Here is a 26,687-nt window from a genome sequence, read left to right as displayed (position 1 = left end):
AAAAGTAAGGATAATATCAAAAAGGCGTACCTTACAAGGTAAATCAAGATACAGATGCAATCCCTCAAAGTAATTTCGTTTATTGTCCTAACATTTTGTGGATGTTCCTTAACAGCCCAGAGTCCCTGGCTTCTCAACTTTGAAAAACCTGCAACCAATCCTATCTTGCAGGCCGACAGTACGGCCTTATTCAATGATCCAATAGATAAAACCGTTGTTCAATGGCAAAAGGCTGATGTCTTCAATCCCGGGGCCATAGTGCGAAACGACACTGTATTTCTGCTCTTCAGGGCAGAAGACGATCCCACCGCCATCCTGGGAGGAAGAACTTCCAGAATTGGGTTGGCCTATAGTACAGATGGCATTCATTTTTCCAAGTATGATGATCCGGTTCTATATCCTGACAATGACGACTTTGCCATCTGGGATCAACCCGGTGGAGTTGAGGATCCACGGGTAGTTGAATTACCCGATGGAACTTACCTGATGTTATACACCAGCTGGAATACAAAAACGGCACGACTTTCTGCTGCCGTATCACAGGATTTAAGATCATGGGAAAAGAAAGGTCCCGTTTTCCAAAAGGCACATCAGGGGCGTTTCCTCGATATCTGGAGCAAGTCGGGCTCTGTCGTTACCGAATTGGTGGATGGCCGACTCATCGCTAAGAAAATTATGGATAAATACTGGATGTATTGGGGTGAATTATTTATGAATGTAGCCAGCTCTGAGGATGGTGTCAACTGGGAACCCCTGCTGGATGATGAGGGTGAACTACTTCATGCTTTTGAACCTACACTGGGGGATTTTGACAGCCATTTGGTAGAACCCGGACCACCGGCCCTCTATACCGATAATGGTATCCTGGTACTTTACAATGGGAAAAATCTCAGTGGTGAGGGCGCAGGAACGATGGTTGCGGAGAATACTTATTGTGGTGGGCAGGTTTTATTCAGTGGGGAGAATCCAGCTAAGTTCTTAAAACGTCTTTCCGAACCATTTATATGTCCAAGCCTGCCTCATGAGACCAGCGGGCAATATCAGGCCGGAACCACCTTTGTGGAAGGTTTAGTTTTTTACAAGAATAAATGGTTCCTCTACTACGGCACAGCCGATTCCATGGTAGGCGTTGCCATAGCAGAATCACAAAAGGAATAGGTATTTTATTGGTTCTCAAGAGTCTTGAGATAGGCCAGACTCTTAGGAACCTGTTCCACTACTCGGGAAGATTCGTCCTCTATAAAGAGGTATTTAATTCCCAGTTCTTTTGCTTTTGCCACGATCGCGGACATATTTATCTGCCCGGTCCCGAGAACAACATTGGTTTCTACATCTTCATGTCCGGTATCATTCCCTTTCACTCCTTTTTCCATATCCTTCAGATGCATAAGGACAAACTGATCGGAGTACCTGTTCAATAACTCCATCGGATCTGCCCCTCCGTGCTGCACCCAGTATACATCCATTTCAAAATAGAAGTCTTCGGCATTCTCAGACATGTGATCAAAGAGGGTTCCTTCCCCATGAGGCCTGAATTCATATCCATGAGGGTGATAGGTAAGAATAATATTATCCCTGTCTAAAATTTCCCCTGCATTATTAAAAACGTCAACCGCCTTTTGGGTGTCTTCTAACGTAAAATTATCTCCTTCATGAGGAATCCACGCACACATCACATAGGAGGCTCCATAAGCTTTGGCTTTTTCAACCACCCCTTCCGGATTGTTTTCTAATTCCTCAAATGAGGCACCTACACTAACTACTTCGAGTTCGTACTTTTTCAGGAGAGTGATAAATTCGTCAAGTGGCAGGCCATAGGTATCGCCCCCTTCAATCTTGGTAATGCCCCAATCGTGTATGGTTTTCAGCGTACCTTCAACGTCATTTTTAAACTGATCCCTCAGGCTGTAAAGCTGCAGTCCCACCTCCTGTCCCATCAGGGAAGGCATTGCCATTAAAGTTATCAGAACGAGTAAATAAAAACTTTTAAATTTATCCATAGTATTTATAAATGATTTTGATCAGATTGTTGATTCTTTAAGTGAGCAAATTGCCATTTTCATCCCATTCGGCGATCACAGCTCGTTTGCTCTGGTCCACACATTTCGCGAGCCACTCCTCCTCATATGCCATTCCGTGTTGATCGAGCACCTCCTGAGGAACCCCGTCCCAGATATTGGGCATATTTCCCTGGTATCCCAGGTCTTTAATCCCCACTTTAGAGGTGTAGTACCCGGTTAAGGTTAAGTTACGCATCAGGTTAAAAAACTGAACTTCCAGAGGGTGGTCGTCCATGGGGATTTCCGAATCGTAGAATGCAATAGCATCCAAAATCTCTTTCTGGGAGGCCTCCGCCGAAACCTTGAATTCTGTACCGTAATTGGTATTGCTTTTATGATCCAGCCACATAAGACCCCCCCTGAGGGTGGTTTGCAGCTCCGGAATATCCTTGGCCATAAATTCCACGAAATCGGGAACTCCTGCTTCTGTCGGGCCTCCGTTTTCATTCGGGGGCAAGATCAGATTGCTCAGTACATCAATGGTTTCTAGTTCGTGTTCATTAAAAAATTGCTCTGCATTGAGTTTCTCGATCTCCTCCAACTCTTCGGGAGTACGACCAAAGTAATTAGTGTCCTTGAGTATTTCCTGGGCCAATGCCTCGTTTTCTTCACCCGGTTTACAACCATGAATAGCCAAACCTCCGGCCACAGAACCCAGTAAGATCGATTTTATACTTTTTCTTCTGTCCATCTCCTTAAATATTTTGTTGCTTCAATTGTTCTACGATATAGTCTGATGCTCTCCATGATAGTGCCAGGATGGTCCATGTACAGTTCTTGTCGGCTTGTGAGACAAACGGGCCTGCATCTGTGATAAAGACATTGTCCGTATCGTGTAATTGCTGAAAACGATTCACAACCGATTTCTTAGGATCGTCACCCATCCGGGTAGTTCCTACTTCGTGAATGATCATCCCGGGCGCAAGTAGCCCGTAATCCTGTTCCTTGGTAGGCGTATCGCCCAATGGTTCCCCGCCCATACCGTGGATTAGTTCCTCAAAGGTCTCTTGCATATGTTTTGCCTGCTTCTTTTCAAAATCGGACCATTGGTACTTAAAGCGGAGTACAGGGATCCCGAATTCATCTACTGTAGTGGGGTCGATTTCACAATAATTATCTTCCCGTGCTATGGCTTCACCCCGTCCCCCGAATCCGATAACGGAGCCATAATATTTTTTCACGTCCCCCCGGAGGGAAGGTCCGTACCCTCCTGTGGGTAGCCCAAAAAATTTATTGAAATCATTGGGATTAAAGCCAAATCCATAATTGGGCATACCGATGCCACCCCACACTTCAATGTGGTAACCACGGGGGAAGTCGAGATCCTTATTATCTAACCACCAGGGGGTGTAGACGTGCATCCCTCCTACTCCGTCTTCATTGTACATTTTTCGATTCATCAATCCTGGAATAAAACCAGCTCTGCTGCTCCCGGTTGAATCGTGCAAATATTTGCCAACCAGGTTGCTACTGTTCCCTAGGCCATTGGGATGTTGTTTACTTTTTGAGTTTAAAAGAATACGTGCAGAGCTGCAGGCTGATGCTGCGAGGACGACCACTTTTCCTTTTAATTTATATTCTTTCCGATCTTCTTTATTAATATAAGATACGCCTGTAGCCTTTCCTTCTTCATTTGTGGTCACTTCCCTCACCACTGAATTCACATACAGGTCTACCTGCCCTCCACTTTTCTGGGCGGGAAATATCAGGCAGGAACCCGATGAGAAATCGGCATACACCTGACAGGAACGGGAACATTGTCCACAATAGAAACAAACTCCCCTATCATTGTTGATCTTTTTGGTAAGCATTGACATACGCGAAGGAATCACCGGAATATTTAAATTCCGGGCTCCTTTGATATAGAATAACTCGTGCAGTCTGGGTTTTGGTGGGGGAAGAAAAAAACCGTCCGGATCGTTGGGTAATCCTTCATTGGTTCCAAATACGCCTATTAGTTTATCTACTTTATCATAATATGGTTTTACATCTTCGTAACCAATGGGCCAGTTATCGCCCAGGCCATCCACATCCTTGTGCTTAAAATCCTTAGGGCCAAAACGAAGGGATATCCGGCCCCAGTGATTCGTTCGCCCTCCCAGCATATGGGATCGGAACCACCAGAAATTGGTATCGTCTTTTTGAGTGTAAGGTTCTCCTTCAATTTCCCATCCACCGTAAGCCATATCAAACTCTCCGAATGCCCGGGAGGTTCCCGCACCTCTTCTGGGTGATTCATAAGGCCATTTCAGCTGGGTCATTTGCTTTGGATCTGCCGGATCAAAATAGGGTCCGGCTTCCACGACGGCAACTTTCAGTCCGGCATCCGCCAGGACTTTGGCAGACATACCGCCTCCCGCCCCCGAGCCGACTATGATGGCATCGTAAAGGACCTTAGTTTCTTTAATTTGCATTGGGAATGAATTATGGATATGGAGACAAGTTAAAAATTAAATTGGACATATCGCGTCTATCTAAATTTCAGATCAAAAAATAAGAGAGACCTAAGATTATTTTTGTTTCTGAAGACATATCCTGTAAGATCTAAAATAATTTAACATGATTAATTCGTAAAAATATCGCTAATCTTTTGGAGGCTTTCACAATATTTTAGTAATATTATATTTCATTTATATTTTTTTAACATTTTACGCAATCGATATCGTAGGATGATTTAATTAAAGAGGTAGTCATTAACTAACTAAACGAGACACGATTATGAATCGAAAAATTACCCAACCCGGGTTAAATCCGGGGACGTGGAATTCAATTGTGAAATCCGCTATGGCAGGGATATTTTCTCTGCTCTTATTTTTTTCAGCATCCGTGGGATTTGCCAATCCGGTTTTAATTCCGGATGATGGACTTGAAGAAAATTTACAGCAAACAGTCACCGGAACGGTAACCGACGACCTCGGGGCTCCTCTTCCGGGAGCAAACGTAGTGGTAAAAGGGACCACCAATGGTACCCAAACCGATTTTGATGGAAACTACACCATCACAGCTAATGCCAACGATGTACTTGTTTTTAGTTATATCGGATTTGCCCGGCAGGAAGTGCCCATTAACGGACAAAGCAGAATTGACGTTCAAATGGCAGAAGATGCCAGTCAGCTTTCTGAAGTTGTCGTAACGGGTTACTCCACTCAGACCAGGGGAGATATTACCGGTTCTGTTGCATCCGTTGATATCAGTGAGGCCACCAAAGCACCTTTGGTGAATGCAGCCGAGGCACTCGAAGGGCGGGTTACTGGTGTTACAGTGACCAATGCCGGTACACCGGGTTCCTCACCGAAAATTGTCATCCGTGGTTTTGGTACCAGTAATAATACCAACCCACTTTATATTATTGATGGCGTTCAGACAGACAATCCTTCAATACTTAATAGTATAAATCCCGGAGATATTGAGCAGATCAACGTCTTAAAAGATGGTGCAGCAGCGATTTATGGTGCCAGGGCATCTAACGGGGTAGTTATTATCACTACCAAAAGCGGAAGTTACAACCAGGCCGAGCCTACCGTGACTTTTAATGCTTACACCGGTATTTCCAGAGCGACGAATCTGCCCAGCATGTTAAACGTGCAGCAACACGGGGAAATGATTTTCCAGAGTCTTGCCAATGACGGGGCATCTGTTGAACACCCTCAATACGGAAATGGTCCTTCGCCGGTTGTACCAACCACTGTTCAGGACTACACTAGAGTTGTCTCCTACGACCCTATAACAAGAGCTCCTCGTACGGCGACAGTTAAACAACCAAACGGAACAAACTGGTTTGATGAAATCACCCAGAATGCACCTACACAAAATTTTGATCTATCGATTTCCAATGGTAATGAAACCGGGAGATACTTCCTCTCTGCTAACTACCTGAATCGTGAAGGTATCCTAAATGATACCGGATTTAAACAAGGAGTAACCCGATTGAACTCTGAATTCAAAATTGGCGAGTTCATCACTATTGGGGAACACCTCAATGCCTCTTTTTCCCGCCAACAAGAGGGAACGCTCGAGGCCATCAATATGGCTTACCGATTCACGCCACTGGTTCCTGTTTTCGATGATGAAGGAGATTTTGCCGGATCAGGTGGTCCTGGTTTGAGTAATACGCGTAACCCTGTGGCATTGCTTTCAAGAGGTTCAGACAATTACAACAAAATCTTCCGTGTTTTCGGAGATGTGTATTTACAAGCTCAGCTTTACGAAGGTCTGACCTTTAAAACAACAGTGAGTGGAAACATAGAGAATTTCAGCCAGAGAAGATTCCAGGCTTTAGATCCTGAATTTATAGAGCCCTTATCTACTAATACACTGTTTGAGCAGGATATCAACAATTATTCCTGGACATGGAACAACGTCCTTAACTATAACGGAGTATTTGGGGAACACAACATCAATGCTCTTGCCGGTGTTGAGGCCGTTCAGGAAAACAGCAAAGGGAAGGAAATTAGTCGTAATGGGTTTCTTTTTGAAACACCCGATTTCTATTTGCTGAGTAATGGTAGTGGAACACCTAACGTAGAATTTGCCTACGACGGAGGAAATACATTATTCTCCATCTTCGGTACGGCCAACTATTCGTACCAGGGCAAGTATTTTGCAACGGTTACCCTTCGTAATGATAAATCCTCAAGATTCCTGGGAGACAATCAGAGTCAGACCTTCCCTTCCTTTAGTGCAGGGTGGAAGATCAGCGACGAGGATTTCTTCCCTCAGGATGGATGGGTAAGCAGATTAAGGTTGAAAGCCTCTTACGGGGAATTAGGAAACCAGACCTTGCCGTCTAGTAACCCAACTATTAATATTTCAAATCTTAACGAAGGTCTTGCCAACTACGCCTTAAATGGAAGTTCCATTTCTACCGGGGCGATTCTGAGTCAGGTAGGAAATCCCGATTTGCGTTGGGAGACCAGTGTCACAACCAACTTTGGTTTTGATATGGGGTTATTCAACAATAAACTTTCTGTATCCTTCGAATACTTTGATATTGATACTAAGGATTTGATCACCCGTGATCTGAGCCTGATCAGTACAACAGCAATTGATGCTACGGCGCCATTGGTAAACCTTGGAGATATTCAAAACACTGGTTTTGATTTAGCTTTAGGTTATAGCGATGAGACCTCTTTTGGCCTGAATTATTCCATCGATGCAAATATTTCCAGGTATAAGAATGAAGTTCAGAACCTGATCAGTGATTTCCAGATAGGAAGAACTGATCTCAGGGGAGGGGCTGTAACTCGTACCGAGGTCGGACGAGCAATCTCTGAATACTACGGACGCAGGGTAACAGGTTTTGACGGCAGTGGACGTTTTACCTATGAAGATGTCAATGGAGACGGAACCATCAATGATGACGACAGAACCTATATTGGATCTCCACACCCTGATTTCACCTATGGTATCAACATAGCCTTGAACTTTAAAGGGTTTGATATGTCAGCATTTTTCTCAGGATCCTCAGGGAATGATGCGTACAACTATCAGAAGATCTTTACAGACTTCCCTACCTTCTTTAACGGTAACCGAAGTACTCGTGTACTGGATTCCTGGACACCATCAAATACCAATGCTACATTACCTGCATTGAGTCAGTCCATTACGAATGCAGAAACACAGCCTAATTCTTATTTTGTAGAAGACGCATCCTTTATGCGATTGAAGAATCTACAGATAGGATATACTTTTGATGAAAACATCGCCAGCTCTATCGGACTGGATATGTTCCGGGTATATATACAGGGTACCAACCTGTTCACTATCACGGATTACGAAGGATTAAATCCTGAAGTAATTTCTACAGATAACTTATCTTTAGGTGTGGATGGACCAAATCCTGTATTCCCACTTGCACAAATACTTACAATTGGTATAAACACAAAATTCTAAAAAAATGAAAAAGAGAATCTTTTATTATTTAACCTTATTCGCTGCAATTTTTGCTTGTAGCGATGATTTTACAGACGTGCCGGCTATTGGAGCCCTGAGTGACGCGACACTGCAAAATGAACAAGGTGTAAATCTCTTACTGGTTGGGGCTTATTCCGTATTGGACGGAATTCGAAATAACCAGGGAGGCGCCGACTGGACCGTTAGTGGTGATAACTGGTGGTTTGATGTGATCTCGGATGACGCCCATAAAGGGAGTACGGACGGAGATCAGGCCGACCTTTACCTTTTGGAGATTTACGACTGGACATCAGCTAATCCTTATCTTACAGTATGGGATGGTCGATTTGCAGGGGTGAACAGAGCTAACGCTGTAATCAATCTTATAAACAACATTCCCGAGGGAGACTTCTCTTCTCAATTGGCAGAAGCCAGGTTTCTCAGAGGACATTATAACTTTGAACTTCAAAAGATGTTCGGTAATGTTCCTTACATCTCTGAAGAGAATTTTGCTAACACGGAATTTAATCAGCCCAATTCAGGACCAATCTGGGACCAGATCGAAGCTGATTTCCAGTACGCCATCGACAATTTGCCTGCGTCTCAGGCAGATGTAGGGCGACCTACTTCCTGGACAGCAAAAGCTTATATGGGAAAAGTGCATATGCACCAGTCAGATTATGCGGCAGCGGCTCCTTTATTTACTGATGTTATCAACAATGGACCCTATTCACTGAACCCTGAATTCCTTGCCAATTTCTCCCTTGCAGGAGAGAACGGATCTGAAGCTATATTCTCCATTCAGTTTACTACCGATGGAGGACAGTCTTTTAATGGAAACAGAGGAGGTACTTTGAATTTTCCCAATCCGGGACCATTTGGATCCTGCTGCGGTTTCTATCAGCCTACTCAGGACCTTGTAAATGCATATCAGACCGATGGTACAGGGTTACCATTACTCGATACCTTCAATCAGACCGATGTGACAAATGATCAGGATCTGGCAAGCGCTGATCCTTTTACTCCACATGCCGGGCCACTCGATCCAAGATTGGATTATACTGTAGGGAGAAGGGGAATCGACTATAATGGATACGGACTACATGTAGGGCAGGACTGGATACGGGCATCTGATGCTGATATATCAGGACCTTACCTTTCTAAAAAGAATGTTTACCAGGCTGGCGAAGATGCCAATGTGGGAACAGGAGCATGGGGACAGCAACATTCCGGAGTTAACTACCATATCATCAGATATGCAGATGTATTGCTGATGGCTGCAGAAGCAGCTGTTGAAGCTAATGATCTGGCAACGGCTCTTAACTATGTAAATCAGGTTAGAAACCGGGCCAAGAATATGACCTATGTCCAAAACGACACAGGGACAGGGCCTGCGGCCAATTACCAGATAGAGCCTTATCCTTCTTTTGCTGATCAGACTGAAGCCCGTAAAGCCGTTCGTTTCGAACGCAGACTGGAACTGGCCATGGAAGGTCATCGTCTGTTTGACCTAAGAAGATGGGGGGTTTCGGAAAGCGTACTAAACGCTTATGTACAGAATGAAGCCAGAACAATTCCTAACTTTGGAACCAAAGCTGGTACTTATATGCCGAATATGAATCTAATGCCGATTCCTATCAACGCGATCGACTTAAGTGGAGGAGTGTTGTCACAGAATCCGGGATTCTAGGCCAAACCAACCTTTATAGAAAACAGGGCATGTTAAATGCCCTGTTTTTTTATGAGCTGTACCCCGAGATTTTCTATTTTTATATTCTCTGCAAAATCTTTTTCATGAACCGTTTTCTTTTAGCCACATTATCAATTTTACTTCTACTATCCTGTTCATCTAACAAAGAGGAAAGTGACCCCATTTTCAGAAAACTGGAAATGAATCAAACCGGGATTTCCTTTGAAAACCGACTGGTAGAAAGTGATTCCCTCAATTATTTTACCTATGCCTATATCTACATGGGGGGAGGTGTTTCGGCAGGAGACATCAACAATGATGGCCTTATTGATCTCTTTTTTACAGGGAATATGGTTCCCAACAAACTCTACCTCAACAAAGGAAATATGACCTTTGAAGATATTTCAGAGTCCGCCGGTATCTCGGGAGATGATCGATGGTATACAGGAACCACTATGGCTGATGTAAATCATGACGGGCTGCTCGATATTTACTGCTCCGTAGGAGGTCGTTTCGGCACAAAAGAAAATCAATTATTTATCAACAACGGAGACAATACCTTTACAGAAAAAGCCGAAGCCTATGGGTTGGCAGATCCCGGGAACAGCGTACAGGCTACATTTTTCGACTATGATCTGGATGGTGATCTGGATATGTACCTGGCCAACTACCCTCCTACACGTTTCGATGCCCCTAATAGTTTTTATTACTTTAAACAACAATACCCAAAACCCCTTGAGACGGATAAGCTCTACCGAAATGACGGAGATTATTTTACAGATGTTACCAAAGAAGCGGGATTAGTGACCTTTGGACTTTCCCTCAGTGCCACTGTAGGAGACCTCAATAAGGACGGTTGGCCCGATATTTATGTCTCGAACGACTTCTCCACGCCCGATTATCTCTTTGTCAATAACCAGGACGGGACTTTTTCCGAAGTCGTAAGACAGGTAACCAAGAATACAGCCTTTTACGGCATGGGAACCGATATCGCAGATTTTAACAACGATGAACTGCTCGATATCCTACAGGTAGACATGACCGCCAATGTAAACCGCAGGTCAAAGGCCAACATGGCCAGTATGAACCCGGATCTTTTCTGGTCTACTGTTAATTCCGGTTTCCATTATCAGTACATGCAGAACAGCCTGCAACTCAACAACGGTCTTCTTTATGACAGCCTGCCTGATTTTAGTAATATCTCAAGGCTGGCAGGAGTCTCTTCCACAGATTGGAGCTGGGGGCCTTTATTTGCCGACCTCGACAACGATGGATGGAAGGATATTTTTATCTCCAACGGGACGCGGCGAGAAATCAACAACCGCGACTTTTTCCTCAACTGGGAAAAAGAAGGCAGGCCTATGGATAATCTCCTTGAAAGATCACAAACCATTCCTTCAGAACCCATAGATAACTTTGTGTTCAGAAATAACAAGGACCTCACATTCTCCCAGATGAACCAGACCTGGGGTATTAGTTTCGAAGGTTTTTCCAATGGTTCTGTATATGCCGATCTTGACAATGACGGCGACCTGGAGGTCATCACCAATAATATTGACGACCTAGCTTCAGTTTTTGAAAACCTGAGCTCAGAAAGCAGTAATTCCCTCACCCTTAACTTTAAAGGGCCCGAGAAAAATCCTTTTGGTGTTGGCGTACAGGTGACAGCGATAAGCGAGAGGGAAAAACAGTTTCAGGAAATGACGCTCAGCAGGGGATTTCAGTCGTCTGTGGCACCACAACTGCATTTCGGTTTGGGACAGCAGGAGCAACTAGACAGTCTGCTGGTACGTTGGCCGGATGGGAAAGAACAATTGCTCACCGGATTAAATTCAAACAGTAGGCAGCTAATTGATTATGCCGAAGCCGCGAAGGCGATTAGAAATGAAATTGCCATTCAGGAAAAACCTTTTAAGAAGGCAGACCCTGCAATGCTAGGGATAGATTTCAGGCATGAGGAAAACTATTACAACGATTTCCTCAAGGAGATCCTCCTCCCCCACCAGACTTCCATGTTTGGCCCTGGGATTGGGGTTGGGGATCTCAATGGGGACGGGGAAGACGACTTTGTAGTGGGAGGCGCTGCTAATCACCCTGCAGGAATCTATTTTAAAAGCGCTGAAGGGTTCGAAAGACAAGTGATGCCTTCCGTAGCCCGCGACAGTGTTTATGAAGACCTGGGTATTCTAATTTTTGATGCCGAGGGTGATGGTGACAATGACCTGTATATGGTGAGCGGGGGAAATGAATTCAGTGCCGGTTCAAAATTACTGCAGGACCGACTCTACCTCAATGACGGTAGCGGTCAGCTCGTTAAGGCTCCCAAATCACTGCCGCAGATGTTCAGCAGTGGATCGAGGGTAAAAGCAGCTGATTTTGACAAGGACGGGGACCTGGATCTGTTTGTTGGAGGAAGGCTTGTTCCGGGGCAGTATCCCTTGCCAGCCGCCAGTTATATTTTGGAAAATATAAGTACCGACAAAAGCGGAGCACTCTTTGCCGACATCACAGATGAAGTAGCTCCCTTCCTCAATGACCTGGGGATGGTAACCGATGCCATATGGACAGACTACAACAATGATGGGTGGGAGGATCTGCTCATAACCGGAGAATGGATGCCACTAACGGTACTTGAGAACAAGAAAGGGACTTTTGAAAGCGTGACCACAAATGTGGGACTGGCAGGTACTACCGGTTGGTGGTTCAGTATTCAGGAAGGCGACTTCGACTCAGACGGGGATATGGATTATATCGCAGGGAACCTGGGGTTGAATTATAAATACAAGGCGAATGAACAGGAGACCTTTGACATTTACTACCACGATTTTGACAAAAGCGGAACTTCTGATATTGTTCTGAGTTATTTCAACGGCGGGAAGAAATATCCGCTTCGCGGGCGCGAATGCTCCTCTCAGCAAATGCCGGGAATCAAGAAAAAATTTGAGGATTATGCCTCCTTTTCAACCGCTACCCTGGAGGATGTCTATACCGAACAATACCTGGAAGAGGCTTTACATTACCAGGTTACCTCATTTGCCAGCGTATATCTGGAAAATACAGACCAGGGATTCGTTTCCCATCAATTGCCGAATATGGCACAGCTCTCCAGCATCAATCAGATCCTGGTAGACGATTATGACGGAGACTCCCACCTGGATATCGTCATCGCAGGTAATCTGTACAGTTCAGAAGTTGAAACACCCAGAAACGATGCCAGCAACGGACTTTTCCTAAAAGGTAATAGCAAGGGTAAGTTTACTACCGTTACCGGAATTGACAGCGGATGGTTTACCCCCGGAGATGTAAAGGATATGGCGGTAATAAAAATAGATGGGGATGAATATGTCCTGGTTGCGAGGAACAGCGATTCCCTGCAACTGGTCAAGGTCAATTCCCCTGAAAGTCCCTCAATTGTTGCAAACCTTCAATAACGGTTTTAACAGGTAGTTTACAGGTGTTGTTGGTGCAGACATAGATATAGGTCTCCCCTTCCACATACCTGTCCTTAAACAGAGCCAGTTCGCTAGACACCGGGCTGCCGACAACCAGGGCATTTGGCAAAAACAGCTTGTGGAATTCGGCACTGAGCAATTCAGCTTCCTCCCCTACCGTCACGATCTCATAAAAAGGATGTACCCTTGATAAGATTAGATCGGCCCAATAAGAATAATTATTTATGGCCTCCCCCACACGCTGACTTACCGTCATCATCATCTGATCGGCTTTTTCAAGGTAAGTCTTGTCGTACTTAAGATGTCCCAGTAAAAGATAATTCTCTGCTACTACCGCATTGGGAGATGGAATCACTCCGTCGTCAATCTTGATGATGCTGGCGATGAGCTCATTCCCCTCATTATATCGGAACATTCCCGAATCCTCATCTGAAAATCGGGATTCTAATTCTCCCATAAGGTTTTCCGTAAAATCGAGATAAGTAGTATCCAGGGTAACCGCATAGAGGGAGAAACTCGCCCTTGCCAGAAAGGCGTAGTCTTCCAGAAATCCCTCATCACGAGTGCTTCCTTTTTTATAAGAGTGTAATACTTTTCCATCTGTGAATGCGGATGACTTTAAAGATTGGAATATCACAATTGCCTTTTCCAGTAATACCGGATCTCCAAAAGCCTTATAGGCATCTATAAAACCAGAGATCAGCAAGGCATTCCAGGAGGTGATGATCTTATCATCTTTCCGTGGAGCAACACGTTCTTTTCTGGCCTCCAGCAATTCCTTATGCCAGGTATCTGTCTTGGATGATAAATCGGCAAGGGTCAGATCGTGTGCCTTTGCAAATCCAACATCGGGCTCCTTTTTAAAAAGCACATACCGATCCTCTTCCCAGGCTGCGGCAGGATTAATGGAATAATATTCAGCAAACAACGCGAAGTCGTCTCCTAATGTGCTTTTTAACTCTTCTTCCTTCCAGGTATAATAGGCGCCTTCTACCCCTTCACTATCGGCGTCCATGGCCGCATAAAAGCCCCCATCCGATCCCTTCATCTCCCTTTCGAGAAAAGCAATAGTTTCTAGTACCGCTTTTTTATAGGCCGGCTCCTTGTAAATGGCGAAAGCTTTGGAATACAGGCTTAGAAGTTGTGCCTGGTCATACAGCATTTTCTCAAAATGAGGGACTTTCCATGATGGGTCTGTGCTGTATCTGAAGAATCCGCCTCCCACATGGTCGTAGATCCCACCCTGAAGGATCTTATCCAGGGTATTTTTCACAAAAACATCAGATTCCAGATCATCTGCAAGTCGGGCGTAATTAAGCAGGTAATTCAGATTGGCCGGGATAATAAATTTTTCCCGCCCCAGGTTTCCACCTTTTTCCATGTCCCATTGCAATTTCCAGGACTCCATGGGCTTTTCCAGAAAATCATCCGGCAGGGGTTGTTCTGATGCTACTTTTGGAATAAAATTGACCTCAGCTACTCCCCGGGCCACCCGGTTGGCGTAGTCTTCGGCCCCGGCCTTGTCATTATTGTACTTGGCGTTGACCTCGCTCAGGACTTCCATCCACTGCGCCTTGGTATGATAGGTGCCCCCGTAAAGCGGTTTACCATTGGGTAGCAGGATTACGTTCAGCGGCCACCCGCCATTTCCTGTCATGAGTTGTACCGCCGTCATATACACCTCGTCCACATCGGGCCGTTCTTCCCTGTCTACTTTTATGTTGATAAAATTCTCATTCATCAGGGCAGCCACCTCCTCATCTTCAAAGCATTCCTCCTCCATCACATGGCACCAGTGACAGGAAGAATATCCAATGCTTACAATGATCAGTTTTTCTTCTTCCTTGGCCTTTTCCAGGGCTTCTTCGCTCCAGGCCACCCAATCCACCGGGTTATGCGCGTGCTGCAGCAGGTAAGGGCTGGTCTCATGCACCAGGGCATTGGTATAGGCGTGTTCTTCCCCTTTATCGGCCTTATCCTTGCAAGCTGAAAAGATCAGACCAAGGACTGTGATCAGGAGAAAAGAATAACGGAAAGGCAGCTTCATTATAATAGTGCAGTTTGAATGACGAAAATACAATATTTACACATCTTCAATCCAGCTTCTGTTTCATCATCCAATCGTATAAAGCCTCCGTTTGATAGGCCTGTATCCAGGAGTCATGGCCTACGCCTTCATAGACCGTAAATGTTACATCGTATCCCATTTGTTTTAAAGCGGCGACCATCGCCTCAGACTCCGAAAAGGGGATGGATCTATCCTCGGTGCCGTGAAACACCCAGATAGGAAGGTCTTTATTGATCCAGGACGCATAAGGTACAGGGGCCATTCCGCAAACAACGGCCAGGGCAGCAAATCGATCAGGGTACTGTACCGCCATTTCCCAGGCTGCACTTCCGCCCCTGCTCAGCCCTGAGAGGTAGATCCTTTTTGGATCTATGCGGTATTGGGTCATCACTGTGTCCAGCAATTTCATCACTGCACGGACATTCCACCATTGTTTTTTATGGGGATTCTGAGGGGCCAGCACCATAAAGGGAAACTGCTTCCCCTCAGCCAGCATTTTAGGCGGTCCGTTCTTCTTCAGCACGGCCAGACTATCCCCGGACTCCCCTCCGCCGTGGAGAAAAAGCAACATAGGAAACAATTTGCCTTCATCCGCTTCATAAGTTTTCGGAAAATAGAGATAGTACTGGAGATTTTCCCTGATCAGGGTCTCTTCTTCCCCCTCAATGAGTTGTTTCTGGGCACTGCAGGAGGAAAATATCATTAGAAAAACCCCTATTAATATCTTAAGTGACAGGTTGTTATACATCTTTAGAGTTTCCATTTAATTATTATTCGTTTAATCGTTAAATAAGCCTGTTACACATTCACAATCTAAAGTTATAGCGCACTTTTAGCAAGATCTGTTCATTCTGAAGTGTCCACCGGTCTGTTATATCATTAAATGTATTGTGGTTAAAAACAAGGAACACATCTCCAAGAGGCGAAAAGATCCAGTGGATACGCGCATTGACCCCCAGTATTCTGCTGTCTGTGTCGTACTGAACATAACTGTTGAGTTGCAGGTCTGAGGTAACATTAAAACGAATCCGTGTCCCTATCAGGGTTTGATCAAAATCCCCGAAGGGCAGCCTGCCTATATTCCTCAAGCCGTTAAATTCGAATCCGAGCAGGGAAGTGGGGTTCCAGTTCAATTCAAGTCTCAATTCATCCAGGGTACCGTCATAAAAACTTCCAAACCACCAGGTAGCCTGTCCGCTTAAGCGTCTCTTCGGTGCAAACTCGGCCTCAATCCTGTACCTCATAAAATTATACTTGCCTTCAGGGATGATCACATTGTCTGCAATTTCAAAAGGCACCAGGATATTTTCCCCTGCAGGTCTTACATTCATTTCGATGCGGTCCCCGCTTTCCAATTGCCAGTTTATCGGAGCCGTAAAAACGCTATACGACTGCCATTCTTCTCCTATACCTTTGATATAAGTGAGAAAGAATTGATAAAACATCTGCCTCACCAATGGCCATTCAGGCCTGGGCGCATAAATAGAGCCTATCCTCAGAGAGTGAATGCCCTTTCGCGGAACAAAGCCGAGGGAAGGGTCGAAGAATTCACCGATCCGTGCATAGGTTAAGGAAAGGTCCCATTTATCATTGGGGTAGTCTACCTTAAAACCGAAAGCGGAGCGATCGTCAGTGAGATCCTCCCGGTCTGTATACAAGGCCCAGGCGCCGGCAATAAAATTTTTGTTACCATTAAAACGGGTGGTCTGGTAGGTAAAATCGAGGCCCGACATAAAGCTTCCTTCCCTCCCTAGAGGATCACCAATTGAGGTGATCATACCTACTGTACTTTCTTTAAAGACATTCTGGCGAACGCGCATGACCCCCATGGTGGTAGCGTCATAAGAGGTCCCATCTTCATCAAAGGAGTTTGTTCTTATCCCCAGCCCTCCAAAGGCTGTATTCCCTATTCTACCGTTTATTTTACCCCCGAACATAATGGGGACCTGACTACTTCCAAAGAGCCCGATCCTCCGACTGAAGAAAGGGAGAACGGTCCTGTTTCCCGTTCCAAAACCAAATTCAAATATGTCGGAACCTTCGAGAAAGAATGTCCTTTTTTCAGGAAAAAAGAGCGGAAAGCGCGTGAGGTTGGTCTGACGGGTGTCTACCTCTGTTTCTGCAAAGTCCGTATTTACGGTAAGCGTAGCCAGCACATTGGCACCCAACCTCTGACTGGCATCAAGGCTTGCTGCCATATCTACCACGGCGGCCCCGTCTTCCCCAACCTTATTCATGGCCCCTACAAGGGAGGGCCTGATATTTGCGCCTATGCCATAGTTGAAGACCGGCAGGTTGGTGAGTAAGCCGGCCCGGCTAGTCTGCCCAAAGAATTGATCGCGCTGTACATTGGCCCAGCGGATGGTCTCCTGATTCCGTTGAATGCGCCTTTCCACATTAAACCCCCATTCATTGAGGCTTTTATCAAAATAGATGCTTTGGATGGGCAATCGGATCTCTGCCACCCATCCCTCTTCATTAATACTTGTTCGGGCTTCCCAGATAGCGTCCCAGTCCTCATTCTCAGACTCGCCCCTGTTGGAGACCAGGGCATCGTAACGCGCTGCATTGGCATTTACGGCCAGGATATATCCAGATTGGCCGTCAAGGAAGGGATCGATCACTACTTTTAAGTGGTCTTCTTCCGAAATATCCGTATCCCTAAGCTTGGAAAAACGCACGATTTTATCGGGTTCGGAATCAAAGCATTGGATTCCAATGACCACGGCTCTTTCATCGACGAGTACCCTCACCAGGGTACGGGCAGAAGGAGTTCCCTTTTCCTCAGGGACCGTTGTAAGAAAGCTGTCAAGTACGGGGGCATTCTTCCATTCCTCCTCATCGAGCAGGCCGTCAATCCTGATCTCTCTTTGAAATCTCCCGGCCGCCAGCGAGGGTCTTGCCTCCACCTGAGCGTGTAGAATACTGCTAAAGATTGCGAAGAAAAAAATAAAAAAGAGGTTTCGGAACACCAGGTAATTTCATGTGAAGTTGAAACTAAAGATACGGGAATCTGCCCTAAATACTGATGTATTATTTGAGCTGTTTTTCGGCAAAATCGGCCGCAGCTTTTACCACATTGGTATAACTATGCTTAAAAGCTTCTTCTAAATTGGGCATGTCACGGGAAACGGAAACCCAGTAGGCCAAGCCTAATTTCTCAGCCGAGCTTTCGGATATCTCAATACTACCGCAAAAAGCTGCAACCGGAATTCCAAATTTATTAGCTGAATCAAGGACTCCCTGTATGGCTTTGCCTGACAAGGTCTGATCATCCAGTTTTCCCTCCCCGGTAATGATCCAGTCGGCCCCTTTTACTTTGCTGTCAAAATCTGCCAGGTCCTTGACCAGCTCAATCCCCGAGACGAGTTCCGCATTGAGGAAAACGCAGGCAGCAGCTCCCAGACCCCCGGCCGCCCCTGCCCCGGGAATTTTCTGAACATCCAATTCAAAATGCTCCTTAAGGACCCAAGCAAAACTTTTTAATCCTTTATCCAACTCAACTATATCTGTATTAGTTGCTCCCTTTTGCCTGGCATAGACATGGGCTGCGCCGGTGGGGCCATAGAATGGATTGGTCACATCGCAGGCTACTTTAAATAGTACATCTTTTAGTGCGGGAATCACTTCAGAGGTTTGTATGCTGGCGACATGGATGAGATTAGCTCCAACCGGACTAAGCGTATTTCCGTGTTCGTCTAAAAATTGAAAACCCAGGGCAGTGGCCATTCCCATTCCGGCATCATTGGTGGCACTGCCGCCAATACCCAGAATAATCTCCTTAGCACCTTTATCAATGGCATCTGCTATGAGTTGTCCTGTTCCCAGGGTTGTGGTCTGCATACAGTTCCTTTCATAGTCCTGCAATACTTTAAGGCCAGAAGCTTCGGCCATTTCGATATAGGCGGTTCCGGAGGAGGGCGAATACAGGTAGGATGCCTGGATTGGTCTAAATAAGGGGTCGTTTACGGTTACTTCAACGGTATCGGCATTGAGGTAATAGCGAACCACTTCGATGGTGCCGTCGCCTCCATCGGCCAGAGGAGATTTGATGATTTCAAGTTCCGTATATACCTTTCGCAAACCGGTCTCAACGGCCTCACAAAATTCCAGGCCTGTGAGGGAACCTTTAAACTTATCCGGGGCAAGCACCATTTTTTTCATAGGACGAAAAGCTTAGAAAGAGATATTAGTTTCAATCTATCCATCGCATTAAAATAATCAATAGTTGGATAAGCTCGATAAAAAGAATAGATCAATTGTCATGGCTGCCTGACAATTATCATTTTAACCTCAATTTATAAGTTGTAATTTGACTTATTGCCTTGAACAGGAGGCGGAATATAGTTTGAATTAAAATTTACAGCCATGAAAAAAATTGGAATCTGGATAGATAAGGAAAAGGCACATATCGTCACCTTGGAGGGAGAAAAAGAGCACTTTAAAACGATAGCATCAGAACTGGAATCGTTTAATGTACGCGGGGGATCGCGTTCCAAGACCCGCTGGGGCCCGCAACAGGTAGTTCATGATAGTAAGTATCTGGAGCGAGAGAAGCATCAGATGCGCGATTATTTTACCACTCTGGCCGACGCCGTCAAAAATGCAGATGTGATATCAGTTTTCGGACCTGCAGAAGTGAAGGAAAAATTTGCCAAAGAATTGTCTGAAAAGCATCCTGAAATAGCAGCTAAAGTAAAGGCCGTTGATACAGCAGATAGTATGACGGATAATCAGGTAAAGGCCTTGGTAAAGGAACATTTTGGGTGGGAAAGGCCTTAGATTGTAGTTGGTTCCTACTATGAATTAATTTAAAAAGTCCACGGAGGTGGACTTTTTCTATTTATTGATCCTGTTTTCCATACGGCCGGATAATCTCCCGGGTTTCTACAAACCTCTAATCTTGAAATTCTGAGTCCCATTTTTCTTAAATAAACTGGTGACCTTTAATTTTTTCTCTGAGGTAGGCTCAACGCAATCCCAGGTTAAAAGATCAATATCCAGATTGCGAACTGCATCATTTACTGCTGTGGTAATCTGCATATTGTTTGCAGAAGTTGCCTCCACAAAGGTGTAATAATCGAAATCCACAAAGGGATCATCCGTGATCAATTCAAAGGTCCCTTTCACGTTGATATGCAGATTCCCTTCAAACTCCTCCATACAGAGGTTAGAATAGATTAGGTCAAAGTTGGGCAGGGTATATACCTCTACCGCAAAATTCTTTGATTGAGCCTTGAACTGTGCCTCTCCATTGGGCAGGATGTGGACATCGATGGGCGATTTGTAAAACCCGTCTTCGATCTCATACACACAGACCAGGTTTTTGTCATCTCCGCCGCAAGCTACATAATCAGCTCCGTTTTTGATAAAGATGACGCCATTGCCATTTCCCTTAGCCGTGTTTTGTGTATTGAAGAGGTAAGCCAGGGACTGCCTGCCACTTTCAGTAGCCAGCATGCCTGCCAGGGGGTGCTGGGTTTGCAGATTTTGCATGTCATTTAATTGGAGGTCGGATTCTTCCTCTGTTGAACAGGAAAAAAAGAAGAAAATTGTAAACAGTGAAACCAGTGCTTTAGTTTTCATAATGCGAGTGTTTTTAAGGTTGTGAATTAAAGTTCCCTAAAAACAGAAAAAGAGCATTTCAACCATGTGGCCGATGCTTTAAAATTTTTTTTAAGGTTTTAAATTATGATGTCATTCACTTTCAATGAGTTACATTTTTATTAATCAGGCGAATCCCTTAACTTTAATAGGTACCTAATTTACTTCTACCTCGTGAATGCTTCAGACTTTATTTCCAGGGCCAGGGAGATCGTCTTAGACAACCTTCTCAATTCTCAGTTCGGGGTGGAGATGCTCGCTAAGGAATTAGGGGTAAGCCGTTCTGAGCTATACAAGAGGATCAAGAAGTTTGAGAATAAGTCGGCCAGCCAGTTTATCCGGGAGATCAGGCTGGAAAGGGCCCTGGAACTTATTAAAACCGAATCCTATTCCATTGGCGAGATCGCTTATATGGTCGGCTTTAGCAGCCCAACCTATTTCTCCACCGCTTTCAAAGATTATTATGGCTATTCCCCAAGTGTTTCCAAACAGAATGGAAATGTTGCAAAATCTGAGAAAATTCCAAAAACAAAAAACAGGACTATTCCTCTTGTTCTGGGTGCCATAGCAATCCTCATCCTGGCTTTCTGGTCTGCAGGCGCTCTTGGTGGCTCAAAATCTGAAAAGCAAAATACTGTCGATTTATCTGTCAACCGCAGAACAAGCCTGAAGGCCTACAAATTATATGTTGAAGCCCGGGAGTTGGGAGAGCAAAGAAAGGACAGTTCATTGCCCAAGGCCATTGGCTTGCTGGAGGAGGCTGTTGCCCTCGATCCGTCCTTTGCCGAAGCCTATGCCGAGTTGTCCTTCCTGTATGGACAATGGTACTATTACGGCAGCCTGAAAAAGCAGGAAAGGGACAAGATGATGAAAAAATATACCCAGAGGGCCATGGAACTAGACCCGGAAAGTCCGGAGGTACTATTGGCAAATGCAGATCTGGCCTGGAAGAACCGGGTTTTTCCCCAGGATTCCTCCGTGGTCATCGGAGCTTTCCAAAACGTATTGGAAAAAGATCCGGAAAATGACAGGGCGCATTATCGTTTGTACCAGGTGTATCGAAGCCTGGGCCAGTACGAAGCCTCTCATGCTCATTTAATAAGATCTTCGGCCCTGGAGCCGCAGAATTATTTCTATAAAACCATATTGGCCAGGGACCTGTTCTGGAAAAAGAATGAGCGAGAAAGGGCCATGGAGATGATAGAGGAGGTCATCATTAACAGCGATCGACCAGGAGGCTTATATTTCAAGTCATTGTTTCTGGCTGAGAGTTCCAGGGACGGACATGTGCAGGCCTTTAAGAATTTTCATAAAGCACTGAAGGTTTCTCCCTTCTTGTATGGCTATATGTACTGGAACAGCATGATCTCACTTGACCTGGACCTGTTACCTATGGCTAAAAAATACAGTCAGCTGATCCAAATACGATATCCGGAAAATACCTATTATACCTACGAACCTGCGTTTGCTCTTTGTATCGCCGAAGGCAGGTACGAAGATGCGTTAGACCTGACCATCATCTGGCAAGTGAACAAGGGCCTGCAGGAAGATCTGGCCCTGGCCAGAATAGCGAAGGTATATCTTTTAAATGGTGATGCTGAGAAATCAGAGCGGATATTGTTAGACCAATTTACCGGTCTATATGACAGCATTGAGACAGGAAATTCCGGTCCTGAATGTATCCGGAACTCGGATATAGAATCTATCAAGACCTATGTGGAAGTATTGCGAATGCAAGAAGAACACCCTAAGGCTGATGTCTTTGCTGATTTCCTTTGCTCCTATTATGAGAAGTTTTACGATAGAAATTCCATGGGCAAGAAATTTGATCCATTGGATTGTTTCTATCTGCAAAATAATTTAGATGGGTTTATTAGTCTGGCCAGGCAAACATTTTTTAAGGAGAAGAACAGATTGGCCTTTTACAGAAATTTAAAGTGTTCGAAGTATGCCGCCTTTGAAAATAATCCGGAGTTCCTGGAACTCTACAACGATATTGAAAAAGAAATGCAGCAAATGCGGGCGGAGGTCATCGCATACTTAAAGTCGGAGGGGGATTGGGATCCCGCCTGGGATAAAAGCCTAAATGCAGATGAGGGAGACGTCGCCATTCGTTGATACTACAAAGTTCCTATTTGGAAATAAAGAGGATTACTTACAGTGATCCTTTGCATTCCCATTTGAAAACCTGCCTGCCGGCAGGCAGGTAGAAAATCCAAGAGTTACCACCCTTGCTTTTATTTTTATTACTTGGGATATTGACAGGATTACCTGCAGTGATCCTTGGCACTCCCCTGTGAAAACCTGCCTGCCGGCAGGCAGGTACAAACCGGCAAAGCGCGATGCGCTTTAAGTGATCGCGACAAAGCTCCGCCTGAACAAAAGGATTACTCGCTTCGCTCGTGATCCTGACAGCACTCCGTGCTGAAAATCAAAAAAGTCACAAAATAAAAAAGCAAGCTTTATATTTTGCTTGCTTTTTTGATTTATTCGTGATCGCGACAGGATTCGAACCTGTGACCGTCTGCTTAGAAGAAGCGAAAAATAATATTCATTTAGCGTCATATATTTTCTTATTATTTGATTATCAATGTTTTATGAAAATATATTTTTCTTTGATTTTCCTTTAAAGTATATTTAAAAGGCATTTTGTTGTACCTATGTTGTACCACTTTTTTCAAACTCATGGCAAGCATAAAAATTGTTCTCAGAAAAAAAAATCGCATCAACGGATCTTTTCCGATTTACCTGCGTGTGACCAAGGATAGGAAATCAAAGTTTTTCAAGACTATTCTCAACGCCTTTCCGGATGAGTGGGATGCCAACTCCGAAATATTTACTAAAAGGAGCCCTAACTATATTCAAAAAAACAGGCTACTTTCTAACATTAAGGACAAGGCTTACCGCGTTTATCTAAATCTTAAGACCGAAAATGAACGTTTTACTCTTTCTGACTTCGAACATGCGTTCAGGGTGAGATCGAATCCCAATGGAAACAACATCTTTTATTTTTGGGATGATTTGATTTCCGAAATGTTGACTGCTGGAAGAACTGGCAGTGCCAGATGTCATAAAGATGCATTTTCTACCCTCCAAAAATTTCATGGTAGTACACGATTGAATTTTGAAAACGTCAATTTGGCATTTCTATCAAAGTTTGAAGGGTTCCTTCGTTTTCGCGGCGGTAGTGATGGGGGTATAAGTGTTCGAATGCGCTGCATACGAACCGTATTCAATATCGCGATAGAAAGGGACATGACTTCTGCCGACAATTACCCCTTCAAAAAGTATAAAATATCAAGGCTCAAAGGCAAGAGTGCTAAGCGGGCTTTGGAAATAAGTGAGATTTATAAAATATTGAATATGCCTATTTCCAAGTATCCTGAACTTATTGATAGCCGTCATTATTTTCTTTTTAGCTTTTATACAAGGGGAATGAATTTCGCCGATATCATGAGATTGAAATGGAGCAATATCAAAGATGGTATCATTCAATATACACGTTTGAAAACCAAAGGGAATTTTAAAATAAAGATATTGCCCCCCGTTAAGGAAATATTGGATTATTACCGTATTCGGCCTACAGGAACCAGCTATGTATTTCCTTTGCTTAAAAGTGACCACCTTACTCCTATTGAAATCGAAAGGGCGAAAAAACAAACGCTGAAGATATTCAATATGGATCTCAAACAAATCGCATATCATTGCCAGATTGAAAAAACCTTGACCAGCTATGTAGCACGTCATAGTTTTGCCAATTGCCTTAAACAAAAGGGAGTAGCCACGGATGTTATTAGTGAATCATTAGGGCATCAAAATTTGGAAGTTACCCAAGCGTATCTAAAAGAATTAGATAGTTCGATATTAGACAAAGCTTCCGAGCTACTTCTGCCCCTAAAACCTACTTCCTATCCTCATCTCCGGATATGCTAGAGTATAAATGTGCAGCCTAGATATAGTACCGGAAGAATATGATAAATTTAATCGTCTATTAAATTTTTACTTGAAGGGTTATTGATAAAAGTGTCCTATAAAAGGTCAATTAATGAAACCACTATAAAAGACGGGAAATGGGACAGTCTGCTGAGAGTCCTCTTGTTTTGTACAAAGTGTACTATTAATCGGCCGTTTTTTGAAACACTACACTTTAAATCAAGGATTAGGACTCAATGATTTTTTGCTTTTCCCAAATGAATTAATTTCAATCTCATAAAGTTCAAATGGATAAATACTTCCTAATGAAATGTGCAACCCCATCTTCTGTATTGTTCAATGTGATATAATCTGAAATGGCTTTTACTTCGTCTCGCGCATTTCCGACGGCCACACCGTAACCGACCCCTTGTAGCATTTCAATATCATTGAAGTTGTCTCCAAAGGCAATGATATCATCCAAAGTTTCATCATCTTTCAAAAGATTTTGAATGCCTAAAAGTTTTGAGGTATGCTGTGGTGCAACTTCAATAAGTATATCATTAGATCGATACAATATCAGTTTCGAACCAAGTTCTTTCTTAATCTGCCCTATAATTAAATCTAGTGCTTTCTTTTTGCCCATGAGCATCAATTTATGTGCTCCCAATCTTCTCTCTTTCCAATCTTTTAAATTATCAGAAGTAGGCATAAAAATAGGACTGGTTCTAGTATATTGAATTTCTTTTTGAATGAAATCGGTGTTTTCACTTGTGTTCCACTCTTCACCATGATAAAATCCGATTTTTATATCTAGTTCTTTGGTCATTAAGTAAATTTCTTCAATAAGACATAAATCAATTGTGGTTGAAAAAACCCTATTAGTTCCCTCCATCACCAAAGCGCCATTATAGCATACCATTGGCTCATTGACGATTCCCAAACGTTCTTGCAGATAGGTCATTGCCTTTGGCATCCTCGCAGATACTAGGACTACCTTAAGTTTTCGCTTTATTCTTGAAATTTCCGAAATAGTAGAATCTGAAACATCATTTTTAGAAGATAACAATGTGCCATCCAAATCGGAACAGAGAATTTTGTATTTCATTTTCATAGACTGAAAATCCTTATTTAGTTTTGATTAAGAAAGGTTTTGTTTCCTGCCACTACATTATTGATGACAAAAATTTTCTTGCTGGAATATTATATTTTGATTTCAATTATTTCAATCCTAGATATTCAAGCGAGATTCTGCATAAAGTGCTGCACCAATAATACCGGCATCATTTTCAAAATGTGCCACCCATAATGGAACATCTACAGATAAGTAGCTGCTAAACTTTTTATATTTTTTACTTAATCCGCCTCCAATGATAAAATGGTCTGGTGACATTATTCTTTTCAAATGCGTAAGGAAGTAATCAAATCGCCCTGCCCATTCTTTCAATTTCAAATTATCTTTTTTCCTTGCCAGTCCAGAAGCAAAAAATTCAATCGATTCTCCATTTTTATATAAAACACGACCCATTTCGATATTTGCTATTAAAATACCATTATAGAAAACTCCTGTGCCCAAACCTGTGCCAATAGTAACCATAATCACTTTACCTTTTAGACCGTTGCCAACACCTAATTGCATTTCCGCCAATCCTGCTAAATCAGCGTTATTTCCTATATGGAATTTGGTGTTCGGATATGCGGTCTCAAAGAGTTCATCATCTTGTACATCTATTCAGTCATTGGTCATATTTCCCGCTGTCTTACATTTACCATCAACAACTACCATCGGAAAGCTGAAACCGATAACACCTTGCCAATTTAACCGACTTACCAATTCTTCAACGGTTTTTGCTACTGCCTCAGGAAGTGCTGGCTGCGGAGTCGAAAGACGGAGTCTTTCTGAAACTAATCTTCCGCTTTCTGTTTCAACGATGGCCCCTTTAATTTCTGACCCACCAATATCCAATCCTAAGATTTCCATAGTGTCATTTAAAAATAAAAAAGCACGG

At 43.8% G+C, this 26,687-nt stretch carries 18 protein-coding genes; 7 read left to right on the top strand and 11 right to left on the bottom strand.

Going from position 1 to position 26,687, the window contains the following annotated elements; all coding sequences use genetic code 11:
• The first annotated feature begins 54 nt into the window (after positions 1-54).
• Positions 55-1,158: a glycoside hydrolase family 130 protein gene (locus AB8P51_RS04475; protein ID WP_369747555.1), complete on the top strand. Its 1,104-nt coding sequence runs from the start codon at positions 55-57 to the stop codon at positions 1,156-1,158.
• A gap of 5 nt (positions 1,159-1,163) precedes the next feature.
• Here the strand turns inward: AB8P51_RS04475 and AB8P51_RS04470 are convergent, their stop codons facing one another.
• The 3 genes from AB8P51_RS04470 to AB8P51_RS04460 are packed head-to-tail and all read right to left on the bottom strand — an operon-like array spanning position 1,164 to position 4,474.
• Complete coding sequence (locus tag AB8P51_RS04470; RefSeq protein WP_369747554.1) at positions 1,164-2,000, bottom strand: sugar phosphate isomerase/epimerase family protein; 837 nt, start codon at positions 1,998-2,000, stop codon at positions 1,164-1,166.
• Between the two features lie 37 nt (positions 2,001-2,037).
• Complete coding sequence (locus tag AB8P51_RS04465; RefSeq protein WP_369747553.1) at positions 2,038-2,751, bottom strand: gluconate 2-dehydrogenase subunit 3 family protein; 714 nt, start codon at positions 2,749-2,751, stop codon at positions 2,038-2,040.
• 4 nt (positions 2,752-2,755) lie between these two features.
• Positions 2,756-4,474: a GMC oxidoreductase gene (locus AB8P51_RS04460; protein WP_369747552.1), complete on the bottom strand. Its 1,719-nt coding sequence runs from the start codon at positions 4,472-4,474 to the stop codon at positions 2,756-2,758.
• A 304-nt stretch (positions 4,475-4,778) separates the two neighbouring features.
• On the opposite strand from AB8P51_RS04460, the gene AB8P51_RS04455 reads away from it, so the two are divergent.
• The 3 genes from AB8P51_RS04455 to AB8P51_RS04445 all read left to right on the top strand — a co-directional run bounded on the left by AB8P51_RS04455 (position 4,779) and on the right by AB8P51_RS04445 (position 13,073).
• Positions 4,779-7,952, top strand: coding sequence for a SusC/RagA family TonB-linked outer membrane protein (locus AB8P51_RS04455; protein WP_369747551.1), 3,174 nt, complete (start codon positions 4,779-4,781; stop codon positions 7,950-7,952).
• 4 nt (positions 7,953-7,956) lie between these two features.
• Positions 7,957-9,642 (top strand): RagB/SusD family nutrient uptake outer membrane protein, encoded by a 1,686-nt coding sequence (locus tag AB8P51_RS04450; protein WP_369747550.1) that lies wholly within the window; start codon positions 7,957-7,959, stop codon positions 9,640-9,642.
• Positions 9,643-9,746: 104 nt separating this feature from the next.
• Positions 9,747-13,073, top strand: coding sequence for an FG-GAP-like repeat-containing protein (locus tag AB8P51_RS04445; protein ID WP_369747549.1), 3,327 nt, complete (start codon positions 9,747-9,749; stop codon positions 13,071-13,073).
• Here AB8P51_RS04445 and AB8P51_RS04440 read toward each other — a convergent pair.
• The 4 genes from AB8P51_RS04440 to AB8P51_RS04425 form a co-directional block, all read right to left on the bottom strand.
• On the bottom strand, positions 13,030-15,141 hold the full coding sequence (locus tag AB8P51_RS04440; RefSeq protein ID WP_369747548.1) for a thioredoxin domain-containing protein: 2,112 nt from the start codon (positions 15,139-15,141) through the stop codon (positions 13,030-13,032). The genes AB8P51_RS04445 and AB8P51_RS04440 overlap by 44 nt on opposite strands.
• A 46-nt stretch (positions 15,142-15,187) precedes the next feature.
• Positions 15,188-15,925, bottom strand: a complete 738-nt coding sequence (locus AB8P51_RS04435; protein WP_369747547.1) for a PHB depolymerase family esterase — start codon at positions 15,923-15,925, stop codon at positions 15,188-15,190.
• A 43-nt stretch (positions 15,926-15,968) separates the two neighbouring features.
• Positions 15,969-18,071 carry a DUF5916 domain-containing protein gene (locus tag AB8P51_RS04430; RefSeq protein WP_369747546.1) on the bottom strand — a complete coding sequence of 701 codons (2,103 nt, stop codon included), beginning with the start codon at positions 18,069-18,071 and terminating at the stop codon, positions 15,969-15,971.
• 124 nt (positions 18,072-18,195) lie between these two features.
• Positions 18,196-19,326, bottom strand: coding sequence for a glycerate kinase (locus tag AB8P51_RS04425; RefSeq protein ID WP_369747545.1), 1,131 nt, complete (start codon positions 19,324-19,326; stop codon positions 18,196-18,198).
• 204 nt (positions 19,327-19,530) lie between these two features.
• Between AB8P51_RS04425 and AB8P51_RS04420 the strand changes: the two genes are divergently transcribed.
• Positions 19,531-19,944, top strand: coding sequence for a hypothetical protein (locus tag AB8P51_RS04420; RefSeq protein ID WP_369747544.1), 414 nt, complete (start codon positions 19,531-19,533; stop codon positions 19,942-19,944).
• A gap of 105 nt (positions 19,945-20,049) precedes the next feature.
• Here AB8P51_RS04420 and AB8P51_RS04415 read toward each other — a convergent pair whose 3' ends face one another.
• Positions 20,050-20,748, bottom strand: a complete 699-nt coding sequence (locus tag AB8P51_RS04415) for a hypothetical protein (RefSeq protein WP_369747543.1) — start codon at positions 20,746-20,748, stop codon at positions 20,050-20,052.
• Positions 20,749-20,940: 192 nt separating this feature from the next.
• Between AB8P51_RS04415 and AB8P51_RS04410 the strand changes: the two genes are divergently transcribed.
• Positions 20,941-22,884 carry a helix-turn-helix domain-containing protein gene (locus AB8P51_RS04410; protein ID WP_369747542.1) on the top strand — a complete coding sequence of 648 codons (1,944 nt, stop codon included), beginning with the start codon at positions 20,941-20,943 and terminating at the stop codon, positions 22,882-22,884.
• 567 nt (positions 22,885-23,451) lie between these two features.
• The gene (locus AB8P51_RS04405) at positions 23,452-24,699 is read left to right on the top strand and encodes a site-specific integrase (protein WP_369747541.1); all 1,248 of its coding nucleotides are present in this window, start codon (positions 23,452-23,454) and stop codon (positions 24,697-24,699) included.
• Positions 24,700-24,982: 283 nt separating this feature from the next.
• Here the strand turns inward: AB8P51_RS04405 and AB8P51_RS04400 are convergent, their stop codons facing one another.
• From AB8P51_RS04400 to AB8P51_RS04390, 3 genes are all read right to left on the bottom strand, one after another.
• Positions 24,983-25,786: a Cof-type HAD-IIB family hydrolase gene (locus AB8P51_RS04400; RefSeq protein ID WP_369747540.1), complete on the bottom strand. Its 804-nt coding sequence runs from the start codon at positions 25,784-25,786 to the stop codon at positions 24,983-24,985.
• 123 nt (positions 25,787-25,909) lie between these two features.
• Positions 25,910-26,410, bottom strand: a complete 501-nt coding sequence (locus AB8P51_RS04395; RefSeq protein ID WP_369747698.1) for an ROK family protein — start codon at positions 26,408-26,410, stop codon at positions 25,910-25,912.
• The gene (locus AB8P51_RS04390) at positions 26,411-26,659 is read right to left on the bottom strand and encodes an ROK family protein (RefSeq protein ID WP_369747539.1); all 249 of its coding nucleotides are present in this window, start codon (positions 26,657-26,659) and stop codon (positions 26,411-26,413) included.
• Positions 26,660-26,687 lie beyond the last annotated feature (28 nt).

Source organism: Muriicola sp. SD30 (assembly GCF_041205185.1).
Lineage (GTDB): Bacteria > Bacteroidota > Bacteroidia > Flavobacteriales > Flavobacteriaceae > Muriicola.
Note: the sequence above shows the minus strand (reverse complement) of the source record. Positions and strands in the feature narration are given on the sequence as shown.

Bases quoted from the DNA above. Each gene is read 5' to 3' on its own strand.
- AB8P51_RS04475 (WP_369747555.1), top strand. From the start codon at position 55: ATGCAATCCCTCAAAGTAATTTCGTTTATTGTCCTAACATTTTGTGGA.
- AB8P51_RS04470 (WP_369747554.1), bottom strand. From the start codon at position 2,000: ATGGATAAATTTAAAAGTTTTTATTTACTCGTTCTGATAACTTTAATG.
- AB8P51_RS04465 (WP_369747553.1), bottom strand. From the start codon at position 2,751: ATGGACAGAAGAAAAAGTATAAAATCGATCTTACTGGGTTCTGTGGCC.
- AB8P51_RS04460 (WP_369747552.1), bottom strand. From the start codon at position 4,474: ATGCAAATTAAAGAAACTAAGGTCCTTTACGATGCCATCATAGTCGGC.
- AB8P51_RS04455 (WP_369747551.1), top strand. From the start codon at position 4,779: ATGAATCGAAAAATTACCCAACCCGGGTTAAATCCGGGGACGTGGAAT.
- AB8P51_RS04450 (WP_369747550.1), top strand. From the start codon at position 7,957: ATGAAAAAGAGAATCTTTTATTATTTAACCTTATTCGCTGCAATTTTT.
- AB8P51_RS04445 (WP_369747549.1), top strand. From the start codon at position 9,747: ATGAACCGTTTTCTTTTAGCCACATTATCAATTTTACTTCTACTATCC.
- AB8P51_RS04440 (WP_369747548.1), bottom strand. From the start codon at position 15,141: ATGAAGCTGCCTTTCCGTTATTCTTTTCTCCTGATCACAGTCCTTGGT.
- AB8P51_RS04435 (WP_369747547.1), bottom strand. From the start codon at position 15,925: ATGGAAACTCTAAAGATGTATAACAACCTGTCACTTAAGATATTAATA.
- AB8P51_RS04425 (WP_369747545.1), bottom strand. From the start codon at position 19,326: ATGAAAAAAATGGTGCTTGCCCCGGATAAGTTTAAAGGTTCCCTCACA.
- AB8P51_RS04420 (WP_369747544.1), top strand. From the start codon at position 19,531: ATGAAAAAAATTGGAATCTGGATAGATAAGGAAAAGGCACATATCGTC.
- AB8P51_RS04415 (WP_369747543.1), bottom strand. From the start codon at position 20,748: ATGAAAACTAAAGCACTGGTTTCACTGTTTACAATTTTCTTCTTTTTT.
- AB8P51_RS04405 (WP_369747541.1), top strand. From the start codon at position 23,452: ATGGCAAGCATAAAAATTGTTCTCAGAAAAAAAAATCGCATCAACGGA.
- AB8P51_RS04400 (WP_369747540.1), bottom strand. From the start codon at position 25,786: ATGAAATACAAAATTCTCTGTTCCGATTTGGATGGCACATTGTTATCT.
- AB8P51_RS04390 (WP_369747539.1), bottom strand. From the start codon at position 26,659: ATGGAAATCTTAGGATTGGATATTGGTGGGTCAGAAATTAAAGGGGCC.